We start from the raw sequence: 26,548 nt of genomic DNA, 5'->3' as shown, positions 1-26,548 counted from the left end.
CACGCTAGTTCAGACCGGCAGCAGGCGTGACACGAATCGGCTGAGCTGCTCGACCGTGCAGCACTCGTGCATCTCGACGACGTCGCCGTACAGCGGCGCGACCGAGTCGCCAAGACCCCAGCGCATCGCGTGCTCCGGATTGAGCCAGAAGGTGCGACGAGACCGCTGCGAGATCTCGTGCAGAGCCCCGAGGTTCGGATCCTGGTTGTTGTTCCGGGCGTCGCCGAGGATCAGGACGCAGGTGCGGGGTCCGACGGCGGCCAGGAAGTGCTCGGTGAAGTCGCCGAAGGCCTCGCCGTAGTCGCTGCTGGTGTGCCACTTGGTGATGCGCGCCTCGCGGGCGATGCGGCCACCGAGATCGTCCTCGTCCGGCACCACGAGGTCGGTCACCTCGTCCATGGCGTTGACGAAGGCGAACACCCGTACCTTGCTGAACTGGCTGCTCAACGCCTGCACCAGGTGCATCGTGAAGCTCGAGAAGCCCGACACCGAGCCCGAGACGTCGCACAGCAGCACCAGCTCGGGGCGGGTGGGATGTGGCTTGGCGTGGACCGGTTCCATCGGCACCCCGCCGGTCCCCATCGCCCGGCGGAGCGTGCGACGGATGTCGATCTGGCCGCGCTGGTTCTTGCGCCGGCGTGCTGCCAGCCGGGTGGCGAGCCGCCTGGCCAGGGGCTGCACGGTCCGCCGCAGCTCCTCGAGCTGCTGACGATTGGCGCTCAGGAAGTCGATGCGATCGGTGCCCTGCCGCACCGCGTGGCGCGTCACGACGTCGCGGCCGCGTACCTCGGCGGTTCGCCTCCGAGCCTCGGCCTGCACCATCTGCCGGAAGCGCTCGATGGCCTGTCGCAGCTCGTCTCGCTCCAGCCGTTGGGTGAAGGCACCCGCGCTCTGCTGACCCTGCCCGGATCCTTGACCCGAACCCTCGCCCGGCATGCCTCCCTCGCCCCGCATCTGCATGATCTGCGCGATGAGTGTCTGGGGACGCAGCCGTTCCAGGGTCTGGTAGGCCGACCAGCCGCCGGTGGCTGTTCCGGGCAGGCCGACCTCGCCCAGCGTCTCCACCGCCAGCTCGGCGAGCTGCTCGAGCGTGCGCAGATCTCCGTCGGCCAGCGCCATGGCCAGCAGGTCGCGCAGATCGTCCAGATCCATGCCGGTTCTGTCGTCCTGGGCGTCCAGCACCGACTGCGACGTGCCGACGCCGGCGGGGAAGAACAGGTCGAACGTCATGTCGAACACGTCGCGCTGGCCACCGCGGCGCACGAGCGCCGAGGCCAGCCCCTCGCGCAGCAGGGTGCGGTCCTGCATGCCGAGCACGTCGATGACGGCGGCGGCATCGACGGTCTCGCTGGTGCCGGCCGGGATGCCCTTGCTGCGCAGGGCCCCGACGAACGCCACCAGGCGTCCCGGGAGGCCCTCGAGCTCGTCACTCACCGGACTGGAGCACCGCATCCAGGTCGAGCTTGGCGGTGGCCTTGTCCATGTCGTCGCGGTGCTTGAGGATCACGCCGAGCGAGTCCTTGACCACCTCGTCGTCGAGGATGTCGGCGCCGAGCGCCATCAGCGTGCGAGCCCAGTCGATCGACTCGGACACCGACGGGGCCTTGCGCAGTGGCATGGCCCGCAGCGCGTTGACCACGCGCACGACCGAGTCGGCCAGGGTCTTGTCGAGGTTCGGCACCTTCAGCCGCACGATGTCGGTCTCGAGATCGGCATCGGGGAAGTCGATGTGCAGGAACAGGCAGCGACGACGCAATGCCTCGGAGAAGCTCGCGGGTCGCGTTGGACGTGAGCACCACGAAGGGCCGCTGGGTGGCCGTGATCGTGCCGAGCTCGGGGACCGTGACCTGGAAGTCGCCGAGCAGCTCGAGCAGCAGGCCCTCGATCTCGACGTCGGCCTTGTCGGTCTCGTCGATGAGCAGCACGGTGGGCCCGTCGCGACGAATCGCCTGCAACAAGGGGCGGGGGAGCAGGAACTCCTCGCTGAAGATGTCAGTGCGTGCCTCGTCCCACGACTCGTCGCGGCCCGCGGTGATGCGCAGCAGCTGCTTGGCGTGGTTCCACTCGTACAGCGCCCGAGCCTCGTCGACACCCTCGTAGCACTGCAGGCGGATGAGCTCGGCGCCGCAGGCCTCGGCGACAGCACGCGACAGCTCGGTCTTGCCCACGCCCGCAGGGCCCTCGACCAGCAAGGGCTTGCCGAGAGCGGAGGCGAGGAACACGGTGGTGGCCACCGCGTCGGAGGCCAGGTAGCCGGCTGCGGAGAGGCGCTTCTTGACGTCGTCAGGCGACGCGAACGACATGGTCATGCCTACGATCATGCCGTGACCCAATTCGAGATCGTGCGCGTGGTGGACCTGGAACCGTCCGAGGCCTGGGCCCGGTTGACCCGTTGGGAGCGGCACGGCGACCACGTGCCGCTGACCACGATCAGCCGGACCGACAACGGGTTCCTGGCTCGCACGGGTGTGGGCCGAGTCGGTTTCGACGACCCGATGGAGATCGTCGAGTGGGACGAGCCGAGCTACTGCAAGCTGGTCAAGACCGGCCGACTGGTGACCGGATGGGCCGAGCTCGAGGTGGCGCCGCACGGGGACGGTAGCCGCGTGGTGTGGCGCGAGGACATCTCGGTGCGCGGCGTTCCGCGCTTCGCGGCCGGTGCAGTACGGCGTTCCAGCGAGATGCTGTTCTCGCGGGTGCTGGACGGCGTGCTGGCTCAGCCGGCGTAGGTAGGGTCGGCTCCATGGGCTACGCACCGGAGACCGAGGCGCTCGAGATCTGCCGAGACCTGATCCGCATCGACACCACGAACTTCGGTGACTCGTCCGGACCGGGGGAGCGCAAGGCCGCCGAGTACGTGGCCGCCTCCCTGGCCGAGGTGGGGATCGAGTCGCAGATCTACGAGTCCGAGCCGGGCCGGGCGAGCGTGGTGGCCCGCTGGGGCAACCAGGACTCCGCGCGCCCCGGCCTGCTGATCCACGGACACCTCGACGTCGTGCCGGCCAACGCCGCCGACTGGACGGTCGACCCGTTCGCCGCCGAGGTCAAGGACGGGTACCTGTGGGGACGCGGCGCGGTCGACATGAAGGACTTCGACGGCATCCTGCTGTCGGTCGTGCGCGCCCGGCAACGCGCAGGCGCCATCCCGGATCGGCCGATCCTGCTGGTCTTCACCGCCGACGAGGAAGCCGGGGGAGTGAAGGGCGCCCACTGGCTGGTCGAGCACCACCGTGACCTCTTCGAGGGGTGCACCGAGGCGATCGGGGAGGTGGGCGGCTTCTCCACCGAGGTCGGCGGTCAGCGCCTCTATCTGATCGAGTCCGGTGAGAAGGGCATCGGCTGGATGCGGCTGACCGCCAAGGGCACGGCCGGACACGGCTCCATGCGCAACGACGACAACGCCGTGTCGAACCTGGCGCGGAGCCTGGTGGCGATCGCCGACCACGAGTGGCCCGAGGAGCCCGGCCCGTCGATGCAGGCGCTGTTGGCCAAGGTCACCGCGCTCACCGGCACGGACGGTTCCGCGGAGGAGATCATGAGCCACTTCGGGCCTGCCATCCGCATGATCGGCGCCGGCATCAAGAACTCGACCAACCCGACCATGCTCGAGGCCGGCTACAAGCACAACGTCATCCCCGGCGAGGCGGTCGCGTACGTGGACGGTCGCTACCTGCCCGGTCACGCCGACACGTTCCTTCCTGCCGTGCAGGACATCGTCGGTGACAAGGTCACCGTCGAGCCGCACATCAGTGACGCGGCGCTGGAGTACCCGTTCGAGGGCGATCTGGTCGATGCCATGACGGTGGCCCTGCACAGCCAGGACCCCGAGGCCCACATCGCCCCGTTCCTCATGTCCGGCGGCACGGACGCCAAGGCGTGGCACAAGCTCGGCATCACGTCGTACGGGTTCGTACCGCTGCGCCTCCCGGCCGACCTCGACTTCACGGCTCTGTTCCACGGCGTCGACGAGCGTGTCCCCGTCTCGGCTCTCGAGTTCGGCTCCCAGGTGTTCGACGAGTTCCTCAACCTCGCCTGAACGCCCTTTCGCCAGCGACGAGCCCTGCGAGGAGCGTGTGCGGAGCGAGGCGGACCACAGCCGGGCGGCTTGCGGAAGTCTCGCCTCGGTCGCTCGTTCCTCGCTTCCTCACGGTCGGCCGCGAACGGCCCCCTGGCGAGCAGGGAACGGGGAGCCTGCGAGACGTGTGAGCGACGTCAGTCCAGCGGGACGCCGTCGCGCCAGTACTCGATGGTCTGGAGCACCCAGAACGTCGCGAACAGCGTCAACAGGATCGCCTCGACGAAGAACAACCAGTGGGGGATCGGGACGTGGCCGGCCAGCTGCAGCAGTCCAAGCAGGCCGGCCACGACCACGGTGGCAAGCATCGACCAGCTGATCGTGGTGTAGGCGGCCCGGCGTCGTCGGGCGGGGAGCATCGTCACGACGGGCGCCTCGGTGTCCCGGGCCGACGCGGCATTGAGCCGGGCCACCACCACGAACATCGCGAACATGGCGACAGCGGCGACGAAGTGGGCGCCGCGCAGGAACGACGACGCGTCGATCGCCAACCACGCAGCGAAGCCGACGACCAGCGCCGCGCCGGCCGCCACTCCGCGGAAGGCTGCGGCGCGCTGCGTCCCCTCCAGGCGTCGTGCGGTGGCAGCGGCGAAGACCAGTGCGGGCACTCCCAGCGCGATCAGTGCCCACGTGGCGTCGGGTGCCGGCGGTGGCACCGACCCGAGTGCGGCACGGGTGCTGTCGGTGACCGGCGTGGGGACGAACGCCACCACGGGTGCGAGCATGCCGGCGACGTTCAGCAGCACGTCCTCGACGCCGCGGCCTCGGATGACGATCAGTCCGACTCCCAGAGCGACCAGGACACCGACGAACACGTCGCGCACGGGCGTGAAGTAGTAGGCACTGATCGAGCCGAGCAGCCCGGTGTCGCCGAAGGCGATCTCGCCGGTGACGGCCAGTGCGAGCAGCACCGCCAGCGCGACGATGCCCACCCGCAGGTAGCGGTAGGTCTCGATCGCGGCTTCGCGGGGCTCCACGTCCGCCCTACAGCGTGCTGCGCATGCGGATGATCTTGCGCCGCAGTCGCACCGTGCGCTGGCCGGTGAGGTCCTTGCGCAGGTGGTCGAGCTCCCACCCCTGGTACTCGGCCGCCTGGGTGAGCATGCGGCACACCGCGTTGCGTGACTTGGTGCGGTCGATCGTCAGGTTCCAGAACTCGTACTCGATCAGCGTGCCGTCGATCATCTGGGCTCCTTGCTCGAGACGTCATCCAGGGCGGCCAGGATCTCGGGGGGCAGCTCGACGTCGTCGGCTCCGAGATTCTGCTTCAGCTGCTGGGTGGTGCGCGCGCCGACGATCGCGGCGGCCAGGGTCGGGCGCTTGAACAGCCACGCGAGCGCGACGTGCGTCATGGGCACGCCCAGGCCCTCGGCCGCACGGGCGAGCGCCTCGACAGTCCCCGACCTGGCCGGGGTGAGGTACTGGCCGACGAACTCGTCCCAGCCCGGCTGCGCGCCGCGGGAGTCTCCGGGGGTGCCGCTGCGGTACTTGCCGGTGAGCACCCCGCGGCCGAGGGGCGACCACGCGAAGGTGCCCATGCCGAGGTACTCGGCCGCCTCGACGACCTCGTCCTCGGGATCGCGGTTGACCAGCGAGTACTCGACCTGGTTGCTCAGCAGCGGAACGCCAGCGGGGCGGGCGGCGAGCCAGGTGTGCGAGAAGGCGGTCTGCCAGCCCGTGAAGTTGGAGACGCCGACGTAGCGGACGCGGCCGGTGGCCACGGCGTGCTCGAGGGCGCCCAACGTCTCCTCCAGCGGCACCGTGGTGTCGGGGGAGTGGATCTGCCACAGGTCGAGGTGGTCGGTCCCGAGGTCGCTCAACGACTGGTCGAGCTGGGCCAGCAGGCTGCGGCGCGACCCGTCCTTGACCACCGCGTCGCCCCGACGGACGAAGCCCGCCTTGCCCGCGAGCACGATCTCGTCTCGGCGCCCGACCTTGGCCAGCAGTGTTCCCAGCAGCGGCTCGCACGCTCCGTTGCCGTAGATGGGAGCCGTGTCGACGAGCGTGCCGCCGGCGTCGAGGAACGCGGTCAGCTGGTCCTCGGCGTCGTAGGCGTCGGTGTCCGCACCGAAGGTCATGGTGCCCAAGCCGATGCGCGAGACCTCCAGACCGGAGCGTCCGACACGGCGCATCTGCATGGTCACAGGCTAGTGGGGCCGGGTCGCGGCCGTAGGGAGGCTCGCGAGGCGTACTCTCGGCGCGTGGATCTCTTGCGAGCCGTGGTGCTCGGAGTCGTCCAGGGCCTCACCGAGTTCCTGCCGATCTCCAGCAGCGCCCACCTGGCCATCATTCCCAAGTTCCTCGGCTGGGAGGACCCCGGTGCCGCGTACACGGCCGTGGTCCAGATCGGTACCGAGCTGGCCGTGCTCCTGTACTTCTGGCACGACATCTGGACGATCGGTTCGGGCTGGGTGCGCGGAGTGTTCCGCCGCGAGGCTCGCGAGGAACCGGAATGGCGGCTCGGATGGTTCATCATCATCGGGTCCATCCCGGTGGTCGTGCTGGGTCTGCTGCTGCAGAACGCCATCGACGACCAGTTCCGCAACCTCACGGTCATCGGCACCACCCTGATCGTCCTGGGCATCGTGCTCGGCATCGCGGAGAAGGTCGGCCGCAAGGTCAAGCCGCTCGACGAGCTGAACGCTCGCGACGCCGTCCTCCTGGGCCTGGCGCAGGCCGGCGCACTCGTCCCGGGTGTGTCGCGCTCCGGGGCGACGATCAGCATGGGTCTGTTCCTCGGCTACGAGCGGGCGGTGGCCACTCGGTACGCGTTCTTGCTCGCCATCCCCGCCGTGGTCGGCGCAGGCGTCTACAAGCTCAAGGACATCAGCGGGGAGAACACCTACGGCTGGGGTCCGACCGTCGTCGGCACGGTCATCTCGTTCGTCGTCGGGCTGGCGGTCATCCACTGGCTGCTGCGGTACGTGAGCACCCGCTCCTACGCCCCGTTCGTCGCCTACCGCATCGGCCTCGGCTCCCTCGTCCTGATCCTCATCGGCACCGGCGTCATCACGGCCGGCACGACCGTCGGCTGATTCCCCACATTTTGCGGGGTCAAGCACCGATTCGACCGGGTGAAATGGTGCCTAGGCCCGCAGAATTCGGGGCCTCAGAGCCAGCCGGACCTCTTGAAGCGGGCGTAGACGTAGGCGCAGAGGCCGGCGATGACCAGCAGGCACACCGGGTAGCCGAAGCGCCACGAGAGCTCGGGCATGTCCCGGAAGTTCATCCCGTAGATGCCGGCGATGGCCGTGGGGACGGCGAAGATGGTGGCGCCCGCCGTGAGCTTGCGCATGTCCTCGTTCTGCTGCACGCTCAGCTGCGCCAGATGCGCGTTCAGGGCGTTGTCGAGCAGGTGGTCGATGGAGTCGATGGCCTCAGCCGCCCGTGTCAGGTGGTCGGCGATGTCGCGGAAGTACGGCTGGGACTCGGTCGGCATCGTGCCGACGGCGAACCGGTTGATCGGATCGCGCAGCGGCATCACCGCCCGGCGGAACTCCAACGTCTCGCGCTTGAGGCGGTAGATGCGGGTGGAGTCGCTCGTGCGCTGCGGCGAGAACACCGACGACTCGACCTCCTCGACGTCGACCTCCAGCTCGGCGGCAACCCGCTCGTACTGGTCCACGATGCTGTCGACCACGGCGTAGAGCGCAGCAGTCGGCCCGTGGGAGAGGTGGTCGATCATCTTGTCGGCCGCACGCCGGGCGTCGCGCAGATCACGACCCCCGTGGCGCACGGTGAGCAGGAACCGCTCACCCAGGAAGATGTTGACCTCGTTGGTCGTGATGTCGTCGTCGCTGTAGGTGACGGTGCGCAACGAGATGACGGTGTGGTCGGAGTAGCGCTCCACCTTGGGCCGCTGGTGAGCCTCGAGCGCGTCCTCGATCGCCAAGGGGTGCAGCTGCAACGCCTCGCCCACCCGCTGCATCTCCGCCGCGGTCGGGTTGTTGATCCCGATCCAGAGGAACTCGTCGTCGGTCAGGCCGGCCAGCACGGCGTCGAGTCCGGGGGCTTCTCCGTCGGTGTCCTCGCGGACCCCACCGCGGTAGACAGCGCAGTCGATGATCACCCCGCCATTGTCCGACGAATTCTCGCGCAGCAGGTGTCGACAGGCCGCTACGAGCCAGCAGATACCCTCAGGACATGCGCAGCTGGACGAGTCCGACCGTCCCGTCCCTCGAGCACCTCGGTTTCGGCCACGGCCCGGCGCTGCAGGTGCACGACTCGGCCACGAAGGGTGCGGTCACGGTCGCGCCGCAGGAGCAGGCGCGCCTGTACGTCTGCGGGATCACGCCCTACGACGCCACGCACCTCGGCCACGCCGCCACGTACCTGACCTTCGACCTGATGCAGCGCACGTGGCGCGACGCGGGTCTGGACGTCGTCTACACGCAGAACGTCACCGACGTCGACGATCCGCTGCTGGAGCGCGCCACCGCCACGGGAGTGGACTGGACCGAGCTCGCCGAGCGCGAGACCGAGCTGTTCCGCACCGACATGACGGCACTGCGCATCCTCGCGCCCGATCACTACGTCGGTGCGGTCGAGTCCATCGACCTCGTGGTCGAGATGATCGGCCAGCTCGACGCTGCCGGCGCCGTCTACGCCGTCGACGACGACCTGTACTTCGACGTGCACGCCGACGTCGACTTCGGTGCCGTCTCCGGCTACGACGACGACACGATGCGTCAGGTGTTCGGCGAGCGAGGGGGAGATCCCCACCGCCCCGGCAAGAAGCACCCTCTCGACTGCCTGCTGTGGCAGGCCGAGCGACCGGGCGAACCCGCGTGGGACACCTCGCTCGGCCGTGGCCGGCCCGGATGGCACATCGAGTGCGCCGCCATCGCCCTGCGTCACCTCGGCACCGGCTTCGACGTGCAGGGTGGCGGATCCGACCTGGTCTTCCCCCATCACGAGATGTCGCGGTCGGAATCGGTGGTCGCGACCGGTGACGACTTCGCGCACGCGTACGTGCACGCCGGCATGGTCGGCTACGACGGCGAGAAGATGTCCAAGTCCAAGGGCAACCTCGTGCTGGTCTCCAGGCTGCGCGAGGACGGTCGCGACCCGATGGCCATTCGCCTGGCGCTGCTGGCGCACCACTACCGCGAGGACTGGGAGTGGTTCGAGGACGACCTCATCAGGGCCGAGCAGCGCCTGGCCCGCTGGCGTGACGCAGTGGGCCGCTCGGAGGCAGCACCGGGCGACGACGTGGTCGCTGCGGTCCGCCGTGCACTCAGCCACGACCTCGACGCGCCCGCGGCGCTCGACGCCGTCGACGAGTGGGCGGCCGCCGACGGCAACGACCGTCGGGCCTCCACCACCGTGCGCACCACGCTCGATGCGCTGCTCGGCGTCACTGTCTGAGGCGCCACAGCATCGAGGTCAGCACGACCAGCACGGATCCCGTGGCGATCGACGTGACGACACCGTCGTAGGCCACCAGGTGCCAGCCGCGGGAGAGTCGGGTCAGCGCCACGGTCCCGCCCACGACCAGCGTGGTGGCGACCACCGCGGTCAAGGTCCACGGAGCCAACGCTCGCGGCCTCGGCTGATCACGCAGCAGGGGCGACCTCGACGTCACCCACACGGCGTAGCCCACCACCGCGGCAAGCCCCACCACGCCCGACACGTACTGGGCCCACTGGTACCCCGGGAGTGGGCCGTGGTCCTGGCGCCACCAGGCGAGGTGTGCGGCACCCCACCCGTAGCCGTGGGTGAACTCGTCCCAGATCAGGTGCGTGGACGACCCGATCACTGCGGCGACCGGCACCCACCGCGTCTGACTCCGCGTCAGTCTCGCCCGTGCCGTGAACCGATTGCGTACCCGCGTGGGCGCCAGGTCGACCACAGCGTCACGGACGAGCCCGAACCACAGCGCGAGCCCGACGGCCACCGCCAGCAGGTCGACGGTCACGACACCCCACCAGCTGTGCGTCAACCCGTACTCCGAGCGCATCCCCACGAACAACGGGATGTCCGGCACCATCGAGCCCAGGACGAGCGCCGACAAGGGCAACCCGAGTCGCTGCAGCGGCAGCACCGCCAGCGGGTGGGCCAGCGTGACCGGCACGGATCAGTCCTCGTCGTTGCGGCGGCGCAGGTACCGCTCGAACTCCTTGGCGATGGCGTCACCGCTGGCCTCGGGCAGATCGCTGGTCTCGCGTTCGTTCTCCAGCGCCTCGACGTACTCGGCGATGTCGGTGTCGCGGTCGGTCAGGTCCTCGGCTCCGCGCTGCCAGGCCTCGGTCAGCTCGACGAGGATGCCCTGGGGGAGCGCGAGCCCGACGGCGTCCTCGAGCGCGCCGAGCAGGGCCAGTGTGGCCTTGGGGCACGGCGGTTCGGCCAGGTAGTGCGGGACGGCCGCCCACAGGGACGCGGTGGCGATGCCCTCGTCCGTGGCGAAGTCGTTCAGGATCGTCGTGATGCCCACCGGGCCGCTGTAGCGCGACGGCTCGAGGGACATGCGCTCCATGAGCACCGGGTCGTTCGTGGAACCGCTCACGGGAACCGGCCGCGTGTGCGGAGCATCGGCCAGCAGGGCGCCCAGCGTGTAGAGCTCGGTGACGCCGGCCAGCTTGGCCACGCCGATCACGGTCGAGCAGAACGCCTTCCAGCGAAAGCTCGGCTCGGGCGCGCGCAGGAGCAGCACGTCGCGATCGGACTTGCGGGGGTGGGCGACGTACAACCGTGGCGTCGGCCAGGTGATCTGTCGATCGCCGTGCTCACCCTGGTGCACCTGGGGGCGCAGGTGGTGCTCCTGGAAGGCGTAGTAGTCCTCCGGCTCGAGCTCCATCAACAGCTCGGCGTCCCAGTCGTCGATCAGGTGGTCGACCACGCCGGAGGCGGCGTCGGCGGCGTCGTTCCAACCCTCGAACGCCGCCACCATCCAGGGGTTGCGCAACGCCGGGACGTCCACCCCGTCGTTCCCCCCGTTCACCACTGCGTCACTCACCCGCCCAGCCTAGACGAGCGCTACTCGCCTTCGGGGCTGTAGGACAGGTTCGGCGCCAGCCACTTCTCGGCCTCGGCCGACGTCCAACCCTTGCGGTCGGCGTAGTCGTGCACCTGGTCGCGCGCCACCCGCCCGAGCACGAAGTACTGCGACTGCGGGTGCGAGAAGTACAGTCCGCTCACGGCTGCACCGGGCCACATGGCCATGCTCTCGGTCAGCGAGATCCCGGTGTTGGCCTCGACGTCGAGCAGCTCCCAGATCGTCTGCTTCTCGGTGTGCTCCGGACATGCCGGGTAGCCCGGCGCGGGACGGATGCCGTCGTACTTCTCCTTGATCAGCTCCTCGTTGGCGAGTGTCTCGTCGGGGGAGTAGCCCCAGAACTCGGTGCGGACCCGCTGGTGCAGCCGCTCGGCGAACGCCTCGGCCAGCCGGTCGGCCAGCGACTCCAGCAAGATCGCGCTGTAGTCGTCGAGCTCCTTCTTGAACCGGTCGGTGTGCTCCTCGATGCCGATGCCCGCGGTGACGGCGAACGCGCCGACGTGATCGGCCAGCCCGGTCGACTCCGGCGCCACGTAGTCCGCCAACGAGCGCCGGGCGGTGCCCTCGCGCCCCTCGGTCTGCTGGCGCAGCTGGTGCAGCGTGGCCCTGACCTCGGTGCGCGACTCGTCGGTGAACACGCGGATGTCGTCACGCTCGACCTGCGAGGCGGGGAAGATGCCGAACACGCCGTTGGCGCGGATCCACTTCTCCTCGACGATCCGGTCCAGCATGTCCTGCGCGTCGTCGAACAGCTTGCGGGCCGCCTCGCCGCTGGCCGGGTTGTTGAGGATGTCGGGGTACTTGCCCTTCATCTCCCAGGCGTTGAAGAACGGCTGCCAGTCGATGTACTCGCGCAGCTCGGCCAACGGGTAGTCGGTCAGCACGGTCACGCCGGGAGTGGCCGGGACCGGTGGCGTGTAGCCCTCCCACTCGATCGGGGTCGCCTGGGACCGGGCCACGTCCAGCGGCAGGAGCGTCCGGGCGTCCTGACGCGAGGCGTGGCGCTCGCGCAGGCCCTCGTAGTCGGCCGCCGTGTCGGCCATCAGCTGGTCGCGCTGCTCGTCCGACAGCAGGGCAGCGACGATCGGCACCGAGCGCGAGGCGTCCTTCACCCACACGACCGGGCCGTGGTACTTCTGGTCGACCTTGACCGCGGTGTGGGCGCGCGACGTGGTGGCTCCGCCGATCAGCAGCGGGATGTCGAAGCCCTGGCGCTCCATCTCGGTGGCGAGCGTGACCATCTCGTCCAACGAGGGGGTGATCAGGCCGGACAGGCCGATGATGTCGGCGTTCTCCTGCTTGGCGGCGTCGAGGATCTTCTGCGGCGGGACCATGACCCCGAGGTCCACGACGTCGTAGTTGTTGCACTGCAGCACCACGCCGACGATGTTCTTGCCGATGTCGTGCACGTCGCCCTTGACCGTGGCCATGATGACCTTGCCCTTGCTGCGCTCGGCGTCTCCCGGCTGCTTCTCCGCCTCGATGAAGGGGATCAGGTAGGCCACCGCCTTCTTCATGACGCGCGCGGACTTGACCACCTGCGGCAGGAACATCTTGCCCTCGCCGAACAGGTCGCCGACGACGTTCATGCCGTCCATCAGCGGCCCCTCGATGACCTCGATGGGACGACCGCCGCGGGCGGCGATCTCGGCGCGCAGCTCCTCGGTGTCGCTCTCGGCGAACTCGTCGATGCCCTTGACCAGCGCGTGGGTGATCCGCTCCGAGACCGGCAACGAACGCCACTCCTCGGTGGCGACCTCGCGGGGCTGGCCGTCGCCGGCGAAGTCTCCGGCGATCTCCAGCAGCCGCTCGGTGCTGTCGGGGCGACGGTTGAGGATGACGTCCTCGATGCGCTCCCGCAGCTCGGGATCGACGTCGTCGTAGGGGACGAGGGCTCCTGCGTTGACGATTCCCATGTCCATGCCGGCGTTGATCGCGTGGTAGAGGAACACCGCGTGGATGGCCTCCCGCACGGGGTTGTTGCCGCGGAAGGAGAACGACACGTTGGACACGCCGCCCGACACCAGCGCCCCGGGCAGGTTCTGCTTGATCCAGCGGGTGGCCTCGATGAAGTCCACGCCGTAGTTGGCGTGCTCCTCGATGCCCGTGGCGACCGCGAACACGTTCGGGTCGAAGATGATGTCCTCGGGCGGGAAGCCGACCTGGTCCACGAGGATGCGGTACGCCCGCTCGCAGATGGTCTTGCGCCGCTCGAGGTTGTCGGCCTGACCCTCCTCGTCGAAGGCCATGACCACGGCCGCCGCACCGTGCTTGCGGCACAGCTCGGCCTCACGCACGAACTTCTCCTCGCCCTCCTTCATGGAGATCGAGTTGACGATCGACTTGCCCTGGATGTTCTTCAGACCGGTCTCGATGACCTCCCACTTCGAGGAGTCGATCATCGTGGGCACCTTGCAGATGTCCGGCTCGGTGGCGACCAGCCGGGTGAACCGGTTCATCGCGTCGACGCCGTCGATCATGCCCTCGTCCATGTTGATGTCGATGACCTGTGCGCCGTTCTCGACCTGCTGGCGAGCGACGTTGAGTGCGGTCCCGTAGTCGCCGTCCTTGATCAGGTTGCGGAAGCGGGCCGAGCCGGTGATGTTGGTGCGCTCGCCGACGTTGACGTACAGCGAGTCCTCGACCACCGAGAACGGCTCGAGGCCCGACAGCCGCAGCGCCGGCGTGAACTCTACCGGCACGCGGGGCGCCTTGCCCTCGACGCCCTTCGCGATCTCGGCGATGTGGGCCGGGGTGGTGCCGCAGCACCCACCGACCAGGTTGACGAAGCCGGCGTCGGCGAACTCGGCGACGATCGCGGCGGTCTCCGCCGGCTCCTCGTCGTACTCGCCGAACGCGTTGGGCAGACCGGCGTTGGGATAGCAGCTGACGTACGTGTCGGCGATGCGGGAGATCTCGGCGAGGTAGGGCCGCATCTCCTTGGCGCCCAGGGCGCAGTTCAGTCCGACCAGCAGAGGCTTGACGTGACGCACCGAGTGCCAGAACGCCTCGGTGGTCTGCCCCGACAGGGTGCGACCTGAGGCGTCGGTGATCGTGCCGGAGATGATGACCGGCCAACGACGCCCGTGCTGCTCGAACAGCGTCTCGAGGGCGAAGATCGCCGCCTTGGCGTTGAGGGTGTCGAAGATCGTCTCGATCATCAGCAGGTCCGAGCCGCCGTCGACCAGGCCGGTGGCCTGCTGCAGGTAGGCCTCGACCAGCTCGTCGAACGACACGTTGCGGGCGCTGGGGTCGTTCACGTCCGGTGAGATCGAGGCCGTGCGGCTCGTGGGGCCGATGGCTCCGACGACGTAGCGCGGCTGGTCCGGCGTCTGCTCGGTCATCGCGTCGGCGGCCGCTCGGGCCAGCCGCGCCGACTCGAGGTTGAGCTCGTAGGCCAGCTCCTCCATGCCGTAGTCGCTCAGCGACATCACGGTCGCGTTGAAGGTGTTGGTCTCGATCAGGTCCGCGCCGGCCTCGAGGTACTCGCGGTGGATGCCGGTGATGATCTCGGGCTGCGTGAGGGAGAGCAGGTCGTTGTTGCCCTGCACGTCGCTGGGCCAGTCCTTGAAGCGCTCCCCGCGGTAGCCGGCCTCGTCAGGTCGGTCGCGCTGGATCGCGGTGCCCATCGCTCCGTCGAGCACCAGGATGCGGCTGCGCATCGCGGCGACGAGGTCGTCGGTGACGTCGGGGCGGTGGTTCACAAGGGAATCACGAGATGACACGGGAGCATTCCTTCTGACGGCTGTCGGGCGGAACGCTGGGGATCACCAGCCGGCGGCGGGCTCGCCTGGGCCTCGGGGGATCCCGAACGGGACCTCCATTGTGCCACGGTCATGCTCGGCTCGTTAGCGTGTCGCTGTGACCGAGTACGCGGCAGTCCTGTGGGACCTCGACGGCACCATCGTCGACACCGAACCGATGTGGATCGCGGCGGAGCACCAGCTCGCCCACGACCACGGTGCGACGTGGACCCAGGAGGACGCGATGCAGCTGGTCGGCAGCGACCTGCTCGAGTCCGGGCGGTACATCCGCACCCGGCTCGGACTGGCCCTGACGCCCGAGCAGATCGTCGATCACCTGGTCAGCGCGCTGGTGCTGGCGCTGCAGGGCGACGTGCCGTGGCGACCCGGAGCGGTCGACCTGATCACCGCGCTCCACGACCGAGGCGTGCCGCAGGCCCTCGTCACCATGTCGTACGCCCCGATCGCTGCGCCGATCGCGGACCGTCTGCCGTTCGGCGCGGTCGTGACCGGCGACGCCGTCCCGCGTCCCAAGCCGCACCCCGACCCGTACCTGCTGGCCGCCGAGCGACTCGGGGTCGACCCAGCCAGGTGCCTGGCGATCGAGGACTCGCCGACCGGAGCGGCGTCCGCGAACGCGGCGGGATGCCACGTGCTGGCCGTGCCGCACATGGTCCCCGTACCGCCGGCGGCACGTCGGGTCATGCTGCCGACGCTCGACGCCGTGGCGGTCGACGAGCTCTTCTCGCTGTTCGGCTGACGAGGTCGGCTGCGACACCGACGCCGTGAGGGGAGATAGGTTGTGCGCGTGGACAACGGGTGGCGCATCGGGCGCGTGGGCGAGGCCGACGTCCTGATCCGGCCGTCGCTGCTGCTGATGGGCGCAGTGCTGGTCGTGGTCTTCGCCGGACGGTTCGACGGCCGCACCACCTCCAACCCGTACCTCGTGGCCACCGGGTTCGTGGTCGGGCTCTACGTGTCGGTGCTCGTGCACGAGCTCGCGCACGTGGCCGCGGCCCGCGGCTACGGCATGCGCGTCAGGTCGGTCACCCTGCACCTGCTGGGCGGAGAGACCGCCATCGACGGCGAGAGTCGCCGTCCCTTCCAGGAGCTGTGGATCGCCATCGTGGGTCCGCTCACCTCGGCAGCCATCGGTCTGGTCGCGTGGGCGGTCGCCGACAGCCAGGACGGCACGGCCGGCACGCTGCTGTCGGCCATCGGCCTGGTCAACCTGCTGGTGGCCGCGTTCAACATGATTCCCGGGCTCCCGCTCGACGGCGGTCGAGTGCTCAAGGCCGTCATCTGGGCTGCGACGGGACGCGAGGTGGTCGGCACTCGCGTGGCCGCGTGGGTGGGTCGGATCACGGCCGTGGGCGTGGTGGCGTTCGCCCTCGTGCAGCCCCGCGACACCACCTACGCCGTCGACCTCGTCGTGGCGCTGCTGATCGCGTGGTTCCTGTGGGCCGGGTCGGGGCAGGCGCTCCACCAGGCAGCACGGCGTGGCCGGATCAATCGGCTCGTGGCGCGCTCGCTCGCCGATGAGCGGGCCGTGGTGCCGGACGATGCCGTGCAGATCGACGCCGACCTGACCGGGCAGGACCTCCTGCGCTCGATCGCCGCCCACCCGGCACAGAACTACGCGCTGATCGACTCCGACGGCTTCCTGGTGGGTCTGCTCACGCGTGACGCCATCGACGCGGCCTACCGGGCGGACCGATGAACGAGCTGACCGAGGGCGAGTGGGTCCGGCTCTCCGACGCCAAGGGCCGCAAGCACAACTTCCCCCTGAAGCCCGGCGCCGAGTTCTCGACCAAGAAGGGTCAGATCCGGCACGACGACATCCTCGGCCGCCCCGAGGGCATCGTCATCGAGTCGTCCATGGGCGGGCTCTACCAGGTGTTCCGGCCGCTGCTGTCCGAGTACGTCGTGTCCATGCCGCGCGGAGCAGCGATCGTCTACCCCAAGGACATCGGCCAGATCCTCATGTGGGCCGACATCGGACCGGGCATGCGAGTCGTCGAGGCCGGCGCCGGATCGGGCAGCCTCACCACGTACCTGTTGCGTGCCCTCGGGCCCGACGGGCACCTCGGGTCGTACGAGATCCGTGAGGACTTCGCCGAGACCGCTCGCCGCAACGTCGAGCAGGCGCTCGGCGGACCCCCGGCATGGTGGACCCTCACCGTGGGCGACGTCCGCGAGGTCGTCGCGGAGCCGGAGATCGACCGTCTGATCCTCGACATGGTCGATCCGTGGTCGTGCATCCCCCTGGCGGTCGACCGGCTGGTGCCCGGCGGCATCATCTGCGCCTACGTCGCCACCACCACCCAGCTGTCGCGCTTCGTCGAGACGCTGCGCGAGGACGGTGGCTTCACCGAGCCGGTCGCGTGGGAGACGTTGCAGCGCGACTGGCACCTCGAGGGCCTGTCGGTGCGGCCCGACCACCGGATGAACGGCCACACCGCCTTCCTGGCCACCGCTCGGCGCATGGCACCGGGTCAGCACTCGCTCGAGCGGTCCCGGCGGCCCGCCCCGGGAGCGTACGGTCCGGACTACGCGGGTCCGCGCCCCTTCGGTTCGTCCGACGGGTAGGGTCGTCACCACGAGCAGGAGGTGGCGATGAGCGACGACGTCCACGCCGGGGGTCCCGAGCAGGAACTGACCTACTTGCGCGCCGAGGTGGAGCACCTGCGGCGCCGCATCGGCTCGTCCGGGGGCGCCGACAGCCAGCTGCGCGACCTCGAGGCGAGGCTCGCTGCCACCTCGGCCCAGAACGAGCGCCTCACCAGCACGCTGCGCGAGGCACGCGACCAGATCGTGGGGCTCAAGGAAGAAGTCGATCGCCTGGCCCAGCCGCCCACCGGATTCGGGACGTTCCTGCAGGTCAACGACGACGAGTCGGTCGACGTGTTCACCGGCGGGCGCAAGCTCCGGGTCAACGTCAGTCCTGCTGTCGATCGCGATGCGCTGCGCAAGGGCCAGGAGGTCATCCTCAACGAGGCCATGAACGTCGTGCAGGCCCTCGACTTCGAGGAGGTCGGCGAGGTCGTGGCCTTCAAGGAGGTCCTCGAGGACGGCCTGCGGGCGCTGGTCATGGGCAACGCGGACGAGGAGCGCATCGTGCGTCTCGCCGAGTCGCTCATGGACACCAAGCTGCGTCCCGGCGACTCGCTGCTGCTCGACTCGCGTTCTGGATATGTCTACGAGCGCATCCCCAAGAGCGAGGTCGAGGACCTGGTCCTCGAGGAGGTCCCCGACATCGACTACGAGTCGATCGGCGGCCTGCGCGGGCAGATCGAGTCCATCCGTGACGCGGTCGAGCTGCCCTACCTGCACCCCGAGGTGTTCATCGAGCACGAGCTCAAGCCGCCCAAGGGCGTCCTGCTGTACGGCCCGCCGGGCTGCGGCAAGACCATGATCGCCAAGGCCGTCGCCGCCTCACTGGCCAAGAAGGTCTCGGAGAAGACCGGCCAGGAGGGCCGATCGTTCTTCCTGAACATCAAGGGCCCCGAGCTGCTCAACAAGTACGTCGGTGAGACCGAGCGTCACATCCGGCTGGTCTTCCAGCGTGCGCGCGAGAAGGCCAGCGAGGGCACGCCGGTCATCGTGTTCTTCGACGAGATGGACTCGCTGTTCCGCACCCGCGGATCGGGCGTCTCCTCCGACGTCGAGAACACCATCGTCCCGCAGCTGCTGAGCGAGATCGACGGTGTCGAGGGGCTGGAGAACGTGCTGGTCATCGGCGCGTCCAACCGCGAGGACATGATCGATCCCGCCATCCTTCGCCCGGGTCGCCTGGACGTGAAGATCAAGATCGAGCGACCCGATGCCGAGTCGGCCACGGACATCTTCAGCAAGTACCTCACCTCCACGCTTCCGCTGCACGCCGACGACCTCGCCGAGTGGGGCGGCGACCGCCAGGCGACCGCCGACGGCATGATCCAGCGCACCGTCGAGCACATGTACGCCGAGTCCGAGGACAACCAGTTCCTCGAGGTCACCTACGCCAACGGCGACAAGGAGGTCCTGTACTTCAAGGACTTCAACTCCGGCGCCATGATCCAGAACATCGTCGACCGCGCGAAGAAGATGGCCATCAAGGACCTGCTCGAGCACGGCCAGCGCGGCCTGCGGGTGCAGCACATGCTGCAGGCCTGCCTCGACGAGTTCAAGGAGAACGAGGACCTGCCCAACACGACCAACCCCGACGACTGGGCGCGGATCTCGGGCAAGAAGGGTGAGCGCATCGTGTTCATCCGCACCCTCATCTCCGGCAAGGGCGGCAACGAGCCCGGCCGCTCCATCGACACCGTCGCCAACACGGGGCAGTACCTCTAGGTGGAGCACCCGCACGACGTCGACCTGCGGGTCGTCCGGCTCGACGACCCCGACGCGGTCACGTTGATCGCCGAGGTGCAGGCCGAGTACCGCGCGCGGTACGGCGGTCCCGGCGACGTCGCCCCGATCGAGGCAGCCGAGTTCGACCCTCCGCACGGCTACTTCGTGATCGTCGACGTCGGCGGGGTGCCGGCGGCGATGGGCGGATGGCGTCGTCACGGCGCGCTGCCGCGGCCCGGTGACGCCGAGCTGAAGCGCATGTACGTGCGTCCGGCGTTCCAACGGCGTGGCATCGCCCGTGGCCTGCTGGCCCATCTGGAGGAGACGGCCTCCCGGGCCGGGGTTGCTCGACTGGTGCTCGAGACCGGCCCGGCGCAGCCCGAGGCGATCGCGCTGTATCGATCGTCCGGGTACGACGACGTGGAGCCGTTCGGCTACTACGCGGGCGAAGGCAGCACCCACCTGGGCAGGTCGCTCGACTAGGAACGTGCGAGACGTCGAGTTCCCCAGTGCCGGCGAGCGAGGTCGTGCGGTCCGGTGGGGGCGTGGTCCTCGATCGCTGCGGCGTAGTGGCCCACGAGCTGTGAGCACACCGACCGCCACGAGCGGCCCTGCACCGATCGCCGAGCCGCTCGGCCGAACGCGGCCCGCTTGCTCTCGTCCCCGACGAGGTCGCGCACCTGGTTGGTCATGGCCGCCAGGTCGCCCGGCGGGTAGAGCCAGCCCGTGCGACTGTGCGCCACGAGGTCCACGGGTCCACCGACACCGGCCGCCACCACCGGGACCCCGGACCCCAGACCTTCCTGCACCACCTGGCAGAACGTCTCGGTCTCGCTCGTGCTCACGAGCACGTCGAGGCTGGCGACGACGGTGGCGAGCTCGTCGCCGTGCAGCATGCCCGTGAAGTGGGCGCCGGGCAGCAGGCGCTGCAGCCGCGCCCGCTCGGGGCCGTCGCCGACGATCACCAGCCGAGTGCCGGGCAGACCCACGAGGCGGACCAGGTCGTCGACCTGCTTCTCCGGCGCCAGCCGTCCCACGTAGCCGACCAGGCGCTCGCCGTCTGGTGCCACCTGGTCGCGCCAGGTCTGACTGCGCCGATCGGGGGAGAAGCGCTCCAGATCGACACCGCGGCGCCACAGCTTCACCCGCTCCACCCCGCGCGCGGCCAGGGTGTCCATGGACGCCACCGAGGGGGCGAGGGTCACCGTCGCGCGACCGTGGATGTCCTTGACCCGCTTCCACAGCAGGTTCTCGGCGCCCGGGATGCCGTACCGAGCGGCATAGGCCGGCACGTCGGTCTGGAAGACCGCCACGGTCGGCAGGTCGAGCGCCTGGGCCGCCAAGGTCGCCCGCCACCCGAGCGAGAACGGCGACGCGAGGTGCACGACGTCCGGATCCGCGGCCCGCAGCGCCTCGGCCACCGGTGAGACGCGTCCGGTGGCGACCCGGACGTCGCGGTAGCCGGGGAAGGACCACGCGGGCATGGTCACCACGGAGGCGCCGGCGACCTCGGTCGGCACCCCGGGTGCGTCCGGAGCGAGGACGACGACCTGGTCGCCGCGCGAGACGAGGTGGTCGATCACGCGCAGCACCGAGTGCACGACGCCGTTGGTCTGGGGGAGGAAGGATTCGGAGCAGATGGCAACCTTCATGACCTTCACGGTCCTCACGCCAACCCACGGGCCGGCATCCTGCGCCCGACGTGTCGGCAACGATCGGACGACGAGTCGGTGACCGATTCCGAGCCCCGTAGGCTGACCGCATGACCGTCCGACGTGTGCAGGGCAGCGAGGTCGAGTACGGCATCACCGTGCAGGGCCAACCCCAGGCCAATCCGATGGTGGCCTCGACGCACGTGGTGAACTCCTACGCCGCCGCACACGGGCTCACCAGACGCGCGCGCTGGGACTACGAGGAGGAGAGCCCGCTGCGCGACGCGCGGGGTTACGACGTCGAGCGTGGGCTCGCCGATCCGACCCAGCTGACCGACGAGGACCTCGGCCTGGCCAACATCATCTTGACCAACGGCGCACGCCTGTACGTCGACCACGCGCATCCGGAGTACTCCAGCCCCGAGGTCACCACACCCATGGACGTCGTGCGGTGGGAGAAGGCTGGCGAGGAGGTCATGCGCGCGGGCGCCGAGCTGGCCGGTCAGATGCCAGGGGCCCAGCCGCTGGTGCTCTACAAGAACAACATCGACAACAAGGGTGCCTCCTACGGCTCGCACGAGAACTACCTGATGGATCGCGAGGTGCCCTTCGAGCACATCGTGGAGCACCTCACGCCGTTCTTCGTGTCCCGCCAGGTGTTCACCGGCGCCGGGCGCGTGGGCCAGAAGCAGGACGGCAGCGTCCACGCCTTCCAGATGAGCCAGCGCGCCGACTACTTCGAGGTGGGAGTCGGGCTGGAGACGACCCTCAAGCGGCCCATCATCAACACCCGCGACGAACCGCACGCCGACCCCAAGAAGTACCGGCGCCTCCACGTCATCATCGGCGACGCCAACTGCTCCGAGACCGCGATCCTGCTCAAGCACGGCACCACGTCGCTGGTCCTGGCCATGATCGAGGCCGGGTTCCTGACCCGCGGCCGATCGCTGGCCAAGCCGATTCCGGCGCTGCACGCCATCTCCTACGACCCGACCCTGCAGCAGACCGTGCAGCTCGAGGACGGCACCTCGGTGACCGCTCTGGAGCTGCAAACCCACTACCTGGACGCGGCGCGTGAGTTCGTCGCACGGGAGGGCTCCGATCCCGAGACCGACCAGGTCCTCGCCCTGTGGGAGTCGACCCTGACCCGTCTCGCCCAGGACCCGATGCTGTGCGTCGACGAGCTGGACTGGGTGGCCAAGCTGGCCCTGCTGGAGCGGTACCGCGAGCGGGACTCGCTGGACTGGGACCACGCGAAGCTGCACCTCGTGGACCTGCAGTACCACGACATCCGGCTGCACAAGGGTCTGTTCCACCAGCTCGTGCGCACCGGGCGGATGAAGCGTCTGCTCACCGACGAGGACGTGCAGTCCGCCGTCACCGAGCCGCCCAAGGACACGCGCGCGTACTTCCGCGGCATGTGTCTGGCCCGGTTCGCCACCGACATCGCAGCCGCCTCGTGGGACTCGGTGATCTTCGACCTGCCCGGACACGACTCGCTGCAGCGCATCCCGACCATGGAGCCGCTGCGGGGCACCGAGGAGATGGTCGGGCACCTGTTCGAGTCCAGCACCACGGCGACCGAGCTGTTCCGCACCATCACCGCGTAGGCGCACTAGTACCGCGTAGGCGCACCGGTACCGCGTAGGCTGGGCACATGTCCGAGCAGCAGCACAAGAGCACCCGCAAGGCCACCGAGCCCGAGGAGCAGGTCGAGACCGCACCGGTCGACGCCCAGTCCAAGGCCAAGCTCGACGACGACGTCGACTCGATCCTCGACGAGATCGATGACGTCCTCGAGGAGAACGCCGAGGAGTTCGTGCGCAGCTTCGTGCAGAAGGGTGGCCAGTGAGCGGCTCCCTGCCCGAGGGCACGCGACTCTCGGGGCAGTCGTCGTTCGCCGACTACCTGGCCAGCCAGTCACCTGAGCTGCTGCCCCGCGCATCCACGTCCGTGGCGACGACCGATCTCGCACCGCACGGCACCACCATCGTCGCCGCCACGTTCGACGGCGGTGTGGTCATGGCGGGCGACCGGCGCGCCACCATGGGCAACGTCATCGCCCAGCGCGACATCCAGAAGGTCTTCCCGGCCGACGAGTACTCGGTCACCGGGATCGCCGGCAGCGCAGGTCTGGCGATCGAGCTGGTCCGTCTGTTCCAGGTCGAGCTCGAGCACTACGAGAAGATCGAGGGCACCGTGCTGTCGGCCGACGGCAAGGCCAACCGGCTGGCCGCACTGATCCGCGGCAACCTCGGCATGGCGATGCAGGGACTGGCGGTCGTGCCGATGTTCGCGGCGTTCGACCTCGAGACGCAGGCGGGCCGCATCTTCTCCTACGACGTCACCGGCGGGCGCTACGAGGAGACCGACTTCCACTCCGTCGGCTCCGGCTCGGTCTTCGCCCGCGGCGCGCTCAAGAAGCTCTACAGCCGCGGACTGACCGAGGGCGACTGCGTCACGGCGGTCGTGCAGGCGCTGTACGACGCCGCCGACGACGACTCGGCCACGGGTGGGCCCGACCTGACCCGGCGCATCTTCCCGGTGATCTACTCGGTCACCGCCGACGGCTACCGGCGCCTCGACGACGCCGAGGTCGGCTCCATCGCCGACGACGTCATCGGGTCGCGCATGAACCGGCCCGACGGCCCCGCCGCCCCCCTCAACTGACAGCACCAGGAATCCGACATGACCCAGCCGTTCTACGTCTCACCCGAGCAGGTGATGAAGGATCGCGCCGACTTCGCCCGCAAGGGCATCTCGCGCGGTCGCAGTGTCGTGGTCCTGCAGTACGCCGACGGCATCGCCTTCGTCGCCGAGAACCCGTCGCAGGCCCTGCACAAGGTCAGCGAGATCTACGACCGCATCGGCTTCGCCGCGGTGGGCCGGTACAACGAGTTCGAGAACCTGCGCATCGCCGGAGTGCGGCTCGCCGACATGAAGGGCTACTCCTACGACCGTCGTGACGTCACGGCACGTGCCCTGACCAACGCCTACGCGCAGACCCTCGGTGCCATCTTCAGCTCGTCGGCGGAGAAGCCCTACGAGGTCGAGCTGTTCGTCGGAGAGGTCGCCGACGACGCGGCCCACGACCAGATCTACCGCTTGATGTACGACGGCTCGGTCGCCGACGTCGACGGATTCGGCGTCATGGGCGGCCAGAGCGAGACCGTCGAGACGTACCTGACCGAGCACTACGCGGCCGGCCTCGATCTCGACGCCGTCGTCGGCCTGGCCGCGGCAGCGCTGGGTCACGACTCCGAGCAGCCGCGCACGCTCGCAGCGGAGTCACTGGAGGTCGGGGTCCTGACCCGCGCTCGTTCACAACCGCGCAAGTTCCGCCGCCTCACCGACACCGACGTCGCCAGCGCGCTGGGCTCCTGAGCCCGCACTAGGCTGGCCGCATGGACCGGCGAATCTTCGGCATCGAGAACGAGTACGGCGTCACCTGCTCGTTCAAGGGCCAGCGTCGCCTGTCACCGGACGAGGTCGCCCGCTACCTGTTCCGTCGTGTCGTCTCGTGGGGCCGCAGCAGCAACGTGTTCCTGCGCAACGGTGCACGCCTGTACCTCGACGTCGGGAGTCACCCCGAGTACGCCACCCCTGAGTGCGACGACATCGTCGACCTGGTCACCCACGACCGGGCGGGGGAGCGGATCCTCGAGGCGTTGATGATCGACGCCCAGCAGCGGCTCGCCGACGACGGTGTCGAGGGCGACATCTACCTGTTCAAGAACAACACCGACTCGGCGGGCAACTCCTACGGCTGCCACGAGAACTACCTGGTCGGACGCGGCGGAGAGTTCAGCCGGCTGGCCGACGTGCTCATCCCCTTCCTGGTGTCGCGCCAGATCATCTGCGGCGCCGGCAAGATCCAGCAGACACCGCGCGGCACCGTGTTCAGCGTCAGCCAGCGGGCCGAGCACATCTGGGAGGGCGTCTCCAGCGCCACCACCCGATCGCGTCCGATCATCAACACCCGCGACGAGCCGCACGCCGACGCCGAACGGTTCCGTCGCCTCCACGTCATCGTGGGCGACTCCAACATGAGCGAGACCACCACCATGCTCAAGGTGGCCACCACCGATCTCGTCCTGCGCATGATCGAGGCCGGCGTGTCCATGCGCGACATGACGCTGGACAACCCCATCCGCGCCATCCGCGAGATCTCCCACGACATGACCGGTCGCCGCAAGGTGCAGCTCGCCAACGGCCGCGAGCTGTCGGCGCTGGAGATCCAGGCCGAGTACTTCGGCAAGGCCGCCGAGTTCGTCGACCGCCACGGCCTGCACACCCCGACCATCAGCCGCGCGCTCGACCTGTGGGAACGCACGCTGAAGGCGGTCGAGTCCGAGGACCTGTCCCTCGTCGAGCGCGAGATCGACTGGGTCATCAAGTACAAGCTGCTCGATCGCTACCGCACCTCCAACGCCATGAGCTGGGCCGATCCGCGCATCGCCCAGCTGGACCTGGCGTACCACGACATCCGTCGCGACCGCGGACTCTTCTACCTGCTGGAGCGCAGGGGAGCGGTCGCGCGGGTCACCCGGGACCTCGACGTCTTCACGGCCAAGTCGGTCCCCCCACAGTCGACGCGCGCGCGTCTTCGCGGCGACTTCATCAAGCGCGCGCAGGAACGCCGGCGCGACTTCACCGTCGACTGGGTGCACCTCAAGCTCAACGACCAGGCGCAGCGCACGGTGCTGTGCAAGGACCCCTTCCGGTCCCACGACGAGAGGGTCCAGCGCCTCATCGACGGCATGTGAGCGGGTTTTCGCCCCCGGCTACGATGGCGTCGTTCTTGCGTCCACCTGCGAAGGCCCCTTTGTGAACCGCATTCTCGTCTCGGCCCTTTCTGCTGTGCTCCTGCTGTCGGCCTGTGGCAGCGACGGTGGATCGTCGTCCGGAGGTCTCGACGCGATCAAGGTCTCCAAGGCCGCGACGCCCAAGGTCACGGTGGCCAAGGGCTTCTCCACGACCAGCACCGAGACCAAGGTCGTCGAGGAGGGCGGGGGAGACACGGTCAAGGCCGGCGACACCGTCAAGGTCAACTACCTGGCGGTCAACGGTCGCACGGGCAAGCAGTTCGACAGCTCGTTCGCCGCCGGGCAGCCGGCCACCTTCACGCTCACCAAGGACAGCATCCTGCCGGGCTTCATCACCGCCCTGGACAACCAGAAGATCGGTTCGCGCGTCCTGGTGGCGATCTCGCCCAAGGACGGCTTCGGCCAGGATCGCACCGAGCTGGACATCAAGGCCGGCGACACCATGGTGTTCGTCTTCGACCTGGTCGCCAAGGTGGCGTCCGAGGCCACCGGAAAGTCCAAGGCGCTTCCCTCGGACCTGCCCGAGCTGAAGCTCGACGGCGACAAGAAGCCGTCGAAGTTCGTCGCCACCGACACCACGGCCAAGAAGCAGACCAAGGAGAGCATCCACGTCGTCATCCAGGGCGACGGACCCAAGGTCAAGGCCGATCAGACGCTGAGCGTGCAGTACCTCGGACAGGTCTACCCGTCGGGCAAGGTGTTCGACTCGTCGTGGTCACGGGGCACCCCGGCGTCCTTCCAGCTGACCAAGGGACAGCTGATCGACTGCTGGACCGACCTGCTCGCCGGACAGAAGGTCGGCAGCCGCGTGGTGCTGGTCTGCCCGTCCGACACCGCCTACGGCGACGAAGGCCGAGAGCCCGACATCAAGGGCGGCGACACGCTGGTGTTCGCGATCGACTTGCTCGACGCTTCCTGACATA

The 26,548-nt window shown here is 69.1% G+C and carries 25 protein-coding genes and 1 pseudogene; 15 read left to right on the top strand and 11 right to left on the bottom strand.

The window, feature by feature from the left end; all coding sequences use genetic code 11:
* Positions 1–9: 9 nt before the first annotated feature.
* From AC0L5F_RS02325 to AC0L5F_RS02315, 3 genes and pseudogenes are all read right to left on the bottom strand, one after another.
* Positions 10–1,434, bottom strand: a complete 1,425-nt coding sequence (locus AC0L5F_RS02325) for a VWA domain-containing protein (protein ID WP_473314999.1) — start codon at positions 1,432–1,434, stop codon at positions 10–12.
* On the bottom strand, positions 1,427–1,756 hold the full coding sequence (locus tag AC0L5F_RS02320) for a hypothetical protein (RefSeq protein WP_473316234.1): 330 nt from the start codon (positions 1,754–1,756) through the stop codon (positions 1,427–1,429). The genes AC0L5F_RS02325 and AC0L5F_RS02320 overlap by 8 nt, the downstream gene beginning before the upstream one ends.
* Before the next feature lie 37 nt (positions 1,757–1,793).
* Positions 1,794–2,303 (bottom strand): annotated as a pseudogene (locus tag AC0L5F_RS02315) (AAA family ATPase); the annotation flags it as partial.
* A gap of 21 nt (positions 2,304–2,324) precedes the next feature.
* Between AC0L5F_RS02315 and AC0L5F_RS02310 the strand changes: the two are divergent.
* Both AC0L5F_RS02310 and AC0L5F_RS02305 read left to right on the top strand, forming a co-directional pair.
* Entirely contained in the window at positions 2,325–2,729 is a 405-nt protein-coding gene (locus tag AC0L5F_RS02310) for an SRPBCC family protein (protein WP_473314998.1), read from the top strand.
* Between the two features lie 14 nt (positions 2,730–2,743).
* Positions 2,744–4,036 carry a M20/M25/M40 family metallo-hydrolase gene (locus tag AC0L5F_RS02305; protein ID WP_473314997.1) on the top strand — a complete coding sequence of 431 codons (1,293 nt, stop codon included), beginning with the start codon at positions 2,744–2,746 and terminating at the stop codon, positions 4,034–4,036.
* Positions 4,037–4,212: 176 nt separating this feature from the next.
* On the opposite strand, the gene AC0L5F_RS02300 is transcribed toward AC0L5F_RS02305, so the two are convergent.
* From AC0L5F_RS02300 to AC0L5F_RS02290, 3 genes are read right to left on the bottom strand one after another with little or no spacing between them, the layout of a single operon-like run.
* Positions 4,213–5,052, bottom strand: a complete 840-nt coding sequence (locus tag AC0L5F_RS02300) for a hypothetical protein (protein WP_473314996.1) — start codon at positions 5,050–5,052, stop codon at positions 4,213–4,215.
* A 7-nt stretch (positions 5,053–5,059) separates the two neighbouring features.
* Positions 5,060–5,260, bottom strand: a complete 201-nt coding sequence (locus AC0L5F_RS02295) for a DUF5703 family protein (RefSeq protein ID WP_473314995.1) — start codon at positions 5,258–5,260, stop codon at positions 5,060–5,062.
* Positions 5,257–6,213, bottom strand: coding sequence for an aldo/keto reductase (locus AC0L5F_RS02290; RefSeq protein ID WP_473314994.1), 957 nt, complete (start codon positions 6,211–6,213; stop codon positions 5,257–5,259). The genes AC0L5F_RS02295 and AC0L5F_RS02290 overlap by 4 nt, the downstream gene beginning before the upstream one ends.
* A gap of 63 nt (positions 6,214–6,276) precedes the next feature.
* Here AC0L5F_RS02290 and AC0L5F_RS02285 point away from each other — a divergent pair, with 63 nt between their 5' ends.
* On the top strand, positions 6,277–7,110 hold the full coding sequence (locus AC0L5F_RS02285; protein WP_473314993.1) for an undecaprenyl-diphosphate phosphatase: 834 nt from the start codon (positions 6,277–6,279) through the stop codon (positions 7,108–7,110).
* A 74-nt stretch (positions 7,111–7,184) separates the two neighbouring features.
* Here the strand turns inward: AC0L5F_RS02285 and corA are convergent, their stop codons facing one another.
* Complete coding sequence (gene corA / locus AC0L5F_RS02280; protein WP_473314992.1) at positions 7,185–8,144, bottom strand: magnesium/cobalt transporter CorA; 960 nt, start codon at positions 8,142–8,144, stop codon at positions 7,185–7,187.
* A gap of 74 nt (positions 8,145–8,218) precedes the next feature.
* Between corA and mshC the strand changes: the two genes are divergently transcribed.
* Positions 8,219–9,442 carry a cysteine--1-D-myo-inosityl 2-amino-2-deoxy-alpha-D-glucopyranoside ligase gene (gene mshC, locus AC0L5F_RS02275; RefSeq protein ID WP_473314991.1) on the top strand — a complete coding sequence of 408 codons (1,224 nt, stop codon included), beginning with the start codon at positions 8,219–8,221 and terminating at the stop codon, positions 9,440–9,442.
* On the opposite strand, the gene AC0L5F_RS02270 is transcribed toward mshC, so the two are convergent.
* The 3 genes from AC0L5F_RS02270 to metH are packed head-to-tail and all read right to left on the bottom strand — an operon-like array spanning position 9,432 to position 14,731.
* Positions 9,432–10,148, bottom strand: a complete 717-nt coding sequence (locus tag AC0L5F_RS02270; RefSeq protein WP_473314990.1) for a DUF4184 family protein — start codon at positions 10,146–10,148, stop codon at positions 9,432–9,434. The genes mshC and AC0L5F_RS02270 overlap by 11 nt on opposite strands.
* Positions 10,149–10,151: 3 nt before the next feature.
* On the bottom strand, positions 10,152–11,030 hold the full coding sequence (locus AC0L5F_RS02265) for a PAC2 family protein (protein WP_473314989.1): 879 nt from the start codon (positions 11,028–11,030) through the stop codon (positions 10,152–10,154).
* 20 nt (positions 11,031–11,050) lie between these two features.
* Entirely contained in the window at positions 11,051–14,731 is a 3,681-nt protein-coding gene (gene metH, locus AC0L5F_RS02260; protein ID WP_473316127.1) for a methionine synthase, read from the bottom strand.
* Between the two features lie 199 nt (positions 14,732–14,930).
* On the opposite strand from metH, the gene AC0L5F_RS02255 reads away from it, so the two are divergent.
* From AC0L5F_RS02255 to AC0L5F_RS02235, 5 genes are read left to right on the top strand one after another with little or no spacing between them, the layout of a single operon-like run.
* Positions 14,931–15,572, top strand: coding sequence for an HAD family hydrolase (locus AC0L5F_RS02255; protein ID WP_473314988.1), 642 nt, complete (start codon positions 14,931–14,933; stop codon positions 15,570–15,572).
* A gap of 48 nt (positions 15,573–15,620) precedes the next feature.
* The gene (locus tag AC0L5F_RS02250; protein WP_473314987.1) at positions 15,621–16,532 is read left to right on the top strand and encodes a site-2 protease family protein; all 912 of its coding nucleotides are present in this window, start codon (positions 15,621–15,623) and stop codon (positions 16,530–16,532) included.
* Positions 16,529–17,401: a tRNA (adenine-N1)-methyltransferase gene (locus AC0L5F_RS02245; protein WP_473314986.1), complete on the top strand. Its 873-nt coding sequence runs from the start codon at positions 16,529–16,531 to the stop codon at positions 17,399–17,401. Before AC0L5F_RS02250 ends, AC0L5F_RS02245 begins: the two co-directional genes overlap by 4 nt.
* 27 nt (positions 17,402–17,428) lie before the next feature.
* Positions 17,429–19,147 (top strand): proteasome ATPase, encoded by a 1,719-nt coding sequence (gene arc / locus AC0L5F_RS02240; RefSeq protein WP_473314985.1) that lies wholly within the window; start codon positions 17,429–17,431, stop codon positions 19,145–19,147.
* Entirely contained in the window at positions 19,148–19,630 is a 483-nt protein-coding gene (locus AC0L5F_RS02235; protein ID WP_473314983.1) for a GNAT family N-acetyltransferase, read from the top strand.
* On the opposite strand, the gene AC0L5F_RS02230 is transcribed toward AC0L5F_RS02235, so the two are convergent.
* Positions 19,627–20,799 carry a glycosyltransferase family 4 protein gene (locus tag AC0L5F_RS02230; protein ID WP_473314982.1) on the bottom strand — a complete coding sequence of 391 codons (1,173 nt, stop codon included), beginning with the start codon at positions 20,797–20,799 and terminating at the stop codon, positions 19,627–19,629. The genes AC0L5F_RS02235 and AC0L5F_RS02230 overlap by 4 nt on opposite strands.
* Positions 20,800–20,909: 110 nt before the next feature.
* On the opposite strand from AC0L5F_RS02230, the gene dop reads away from it, so the two are divergent.
* The 6 genes from dop (at position 20,910) to AC0L5F_RS02200 (ending at position 26,544) form a co-directional block, all read left to right on the top strand.
* On the top strand, positions 20,910–22,409 hold the full coding sequence (gene dop, locus AC0L5F_RS02225; RefSeq protein WP_473314981.1) for a depupylase/deamidase Dop: 1,500 nt from the start codon (positions 20,910–20,912) through the stop codon (positions 22,407–22,409).
* Positions 22,410–22,456: 47 nt separating this feature from the next.
* The gene (locus AC0L5F_RS02220; protein ID WP_473314980.1) at positions 22,457–22,651 is read left to right on the top strand and encodes a ubiquitin-like protein Pup; all 195 of its coding nucleotides are present in this window, start codon (positions 22,457–22,459) and stop codon (positions 22,649–22,651) included.
* Entirely contained in the window at positions 22,648–23,469 is an 822-nt protein-coding gene (gene prcB, locus AC0L5F_RS02215) for a proteasome subunit beta (RefSeq protein ID WP_473314979.1), read from the top strand. Before AC0L5F_RS02220 ends, prcB begins: the two co-directional genes overlap by 4 nt.
* An 18-nt stretch (positions 23,470–23,487) precedes the next feature.
* A complete protein-coding gene (prcA, locus tag AC0L5F_RS02210; RefSeq protein WP_473314978.1) occupies positions 23,488–24,183 on the top strand; it encodes a proteasome subunit alpha in 696 nt (231 codons plus the stop codon).
* A 20-nt stretch (positions 24,184–24,203) separates the two neighbouring features.
* Positions 24,204–25,565, top strand: coding sequence for a Pup--protein ligase (gene pafA, locus AC0L5F_RS02205; protein ID WP_473314977.1), 1,362 nt, complete (start codon positions 24,204–24,206; stop codon positions 25,563–25,565).
* A 61-nt stretch (positions 25,566–25,626) separates the two neighbouring features.
* Entirely contained in the window at positions 25,627–26,544 is a 918-nt protein-coding gene (locus AC0L5F_RS02200) for an FKBP-type peptidyl-prolyl cis-trans isomerase (RefSeq protein ID WP_473314976.1), read from the top strand.
* Positions 26,545–26,548 lie beyond the last annotated feature (4 nt).

The sequence above is a fragment of the Aeromicrobium sp. 10G20-16 genome (assembly GCF_055809665.1).
This window is presented reverse-complemented; position numbering and strand designations above follow the sequence as displayed.

Excerpts from the sequence above, each read along its gene's own strand:
- metH (WP_473316127.1), bottom strand. The coding sequence starts at position 14,731 with ATGCGCAGCCGCATCCTGGTGCTCGACGGAGCGATGGGCACCGCGATC.
- AC0L5F_RS02220 (WP_473314980.1), top strand. The coding sequence starts at position 22,457 with ATGTCCGAGCAGCAGCACAAGAGCACCCGCAAGGCCACCGAGCCCGAG.
- AC0L5F_RS02245 (WP_473314986.1), top strand. The coding sequence starts at position 16,529 with ATGAACGAGCTGACCGAGGGCGAGTGGGTCCGGCTCTCCGACGCCAAG.
- mshC (WP_473314991.1), top strand. The coding sequence starts at position 8,219 with ATGCGCAGCTGGACGAGTCCGACCGTCCCGTCCCTCGAGCACCTCGGT.
- AC0L5F_RS02295 (WP_473314995.1), bottom strand. The coding sequence starts at position 5,260 with ATGATCGACGGCACGCTGATCGAGTACGAGTTCTGGAACCTGACGATC.
- dop (WP_473314981.1), top strand. The coding sequence starts at position 20,910 with ATGACCGTCCGACGTGTGCAGGGCAGCGAGGTCGAGTACGGCATCACC.
- AC0L5F_RS02305 (WP_473314997.1), top strand. The coding sequence starts at position 2,744 with ATGGGCTACGCACCGGAGACCGAGGCGCTCGAGATCTGCCGAGACCTG.
- AC0L5F_RS02290 (WP_473314994.1), bottom strand. The coding sequence starts at position 6,213 with ATGCAGATGCGCCGTGTCGGACGCTCCGGTCTGGAGGTCTCGCGCATC.
- prcA (WP_473314978.1), top strand. The coding sequence starts at position 23,488 with ATGACCCAGCCGTTCTACGTCTCACCCGAGCAGGTGATGAAGGATCGC.
- pafA (WP_473314977.1), top strand. The coding sequence starts at position 24,204 with ATGGACCGGCGAATCTTCGGCATCGAGAACGAGTACGGCGTCACCTGC.
- AC0L5F_RS02230 (WP_473314982.1), bottom strand. The coding sequence starts at position 20,799 with ATGAAGGTTGCCATCTGCTCCGAATCCTTCCTCCCCCAGACCAACGGC.
- arc (WP_473314985.1), top strand. The coding sequence starts at position 17,429 with ATGAGCGACGACGTCCACGCCGGGGGTCCCGAGCAGGAACTGACCTAC.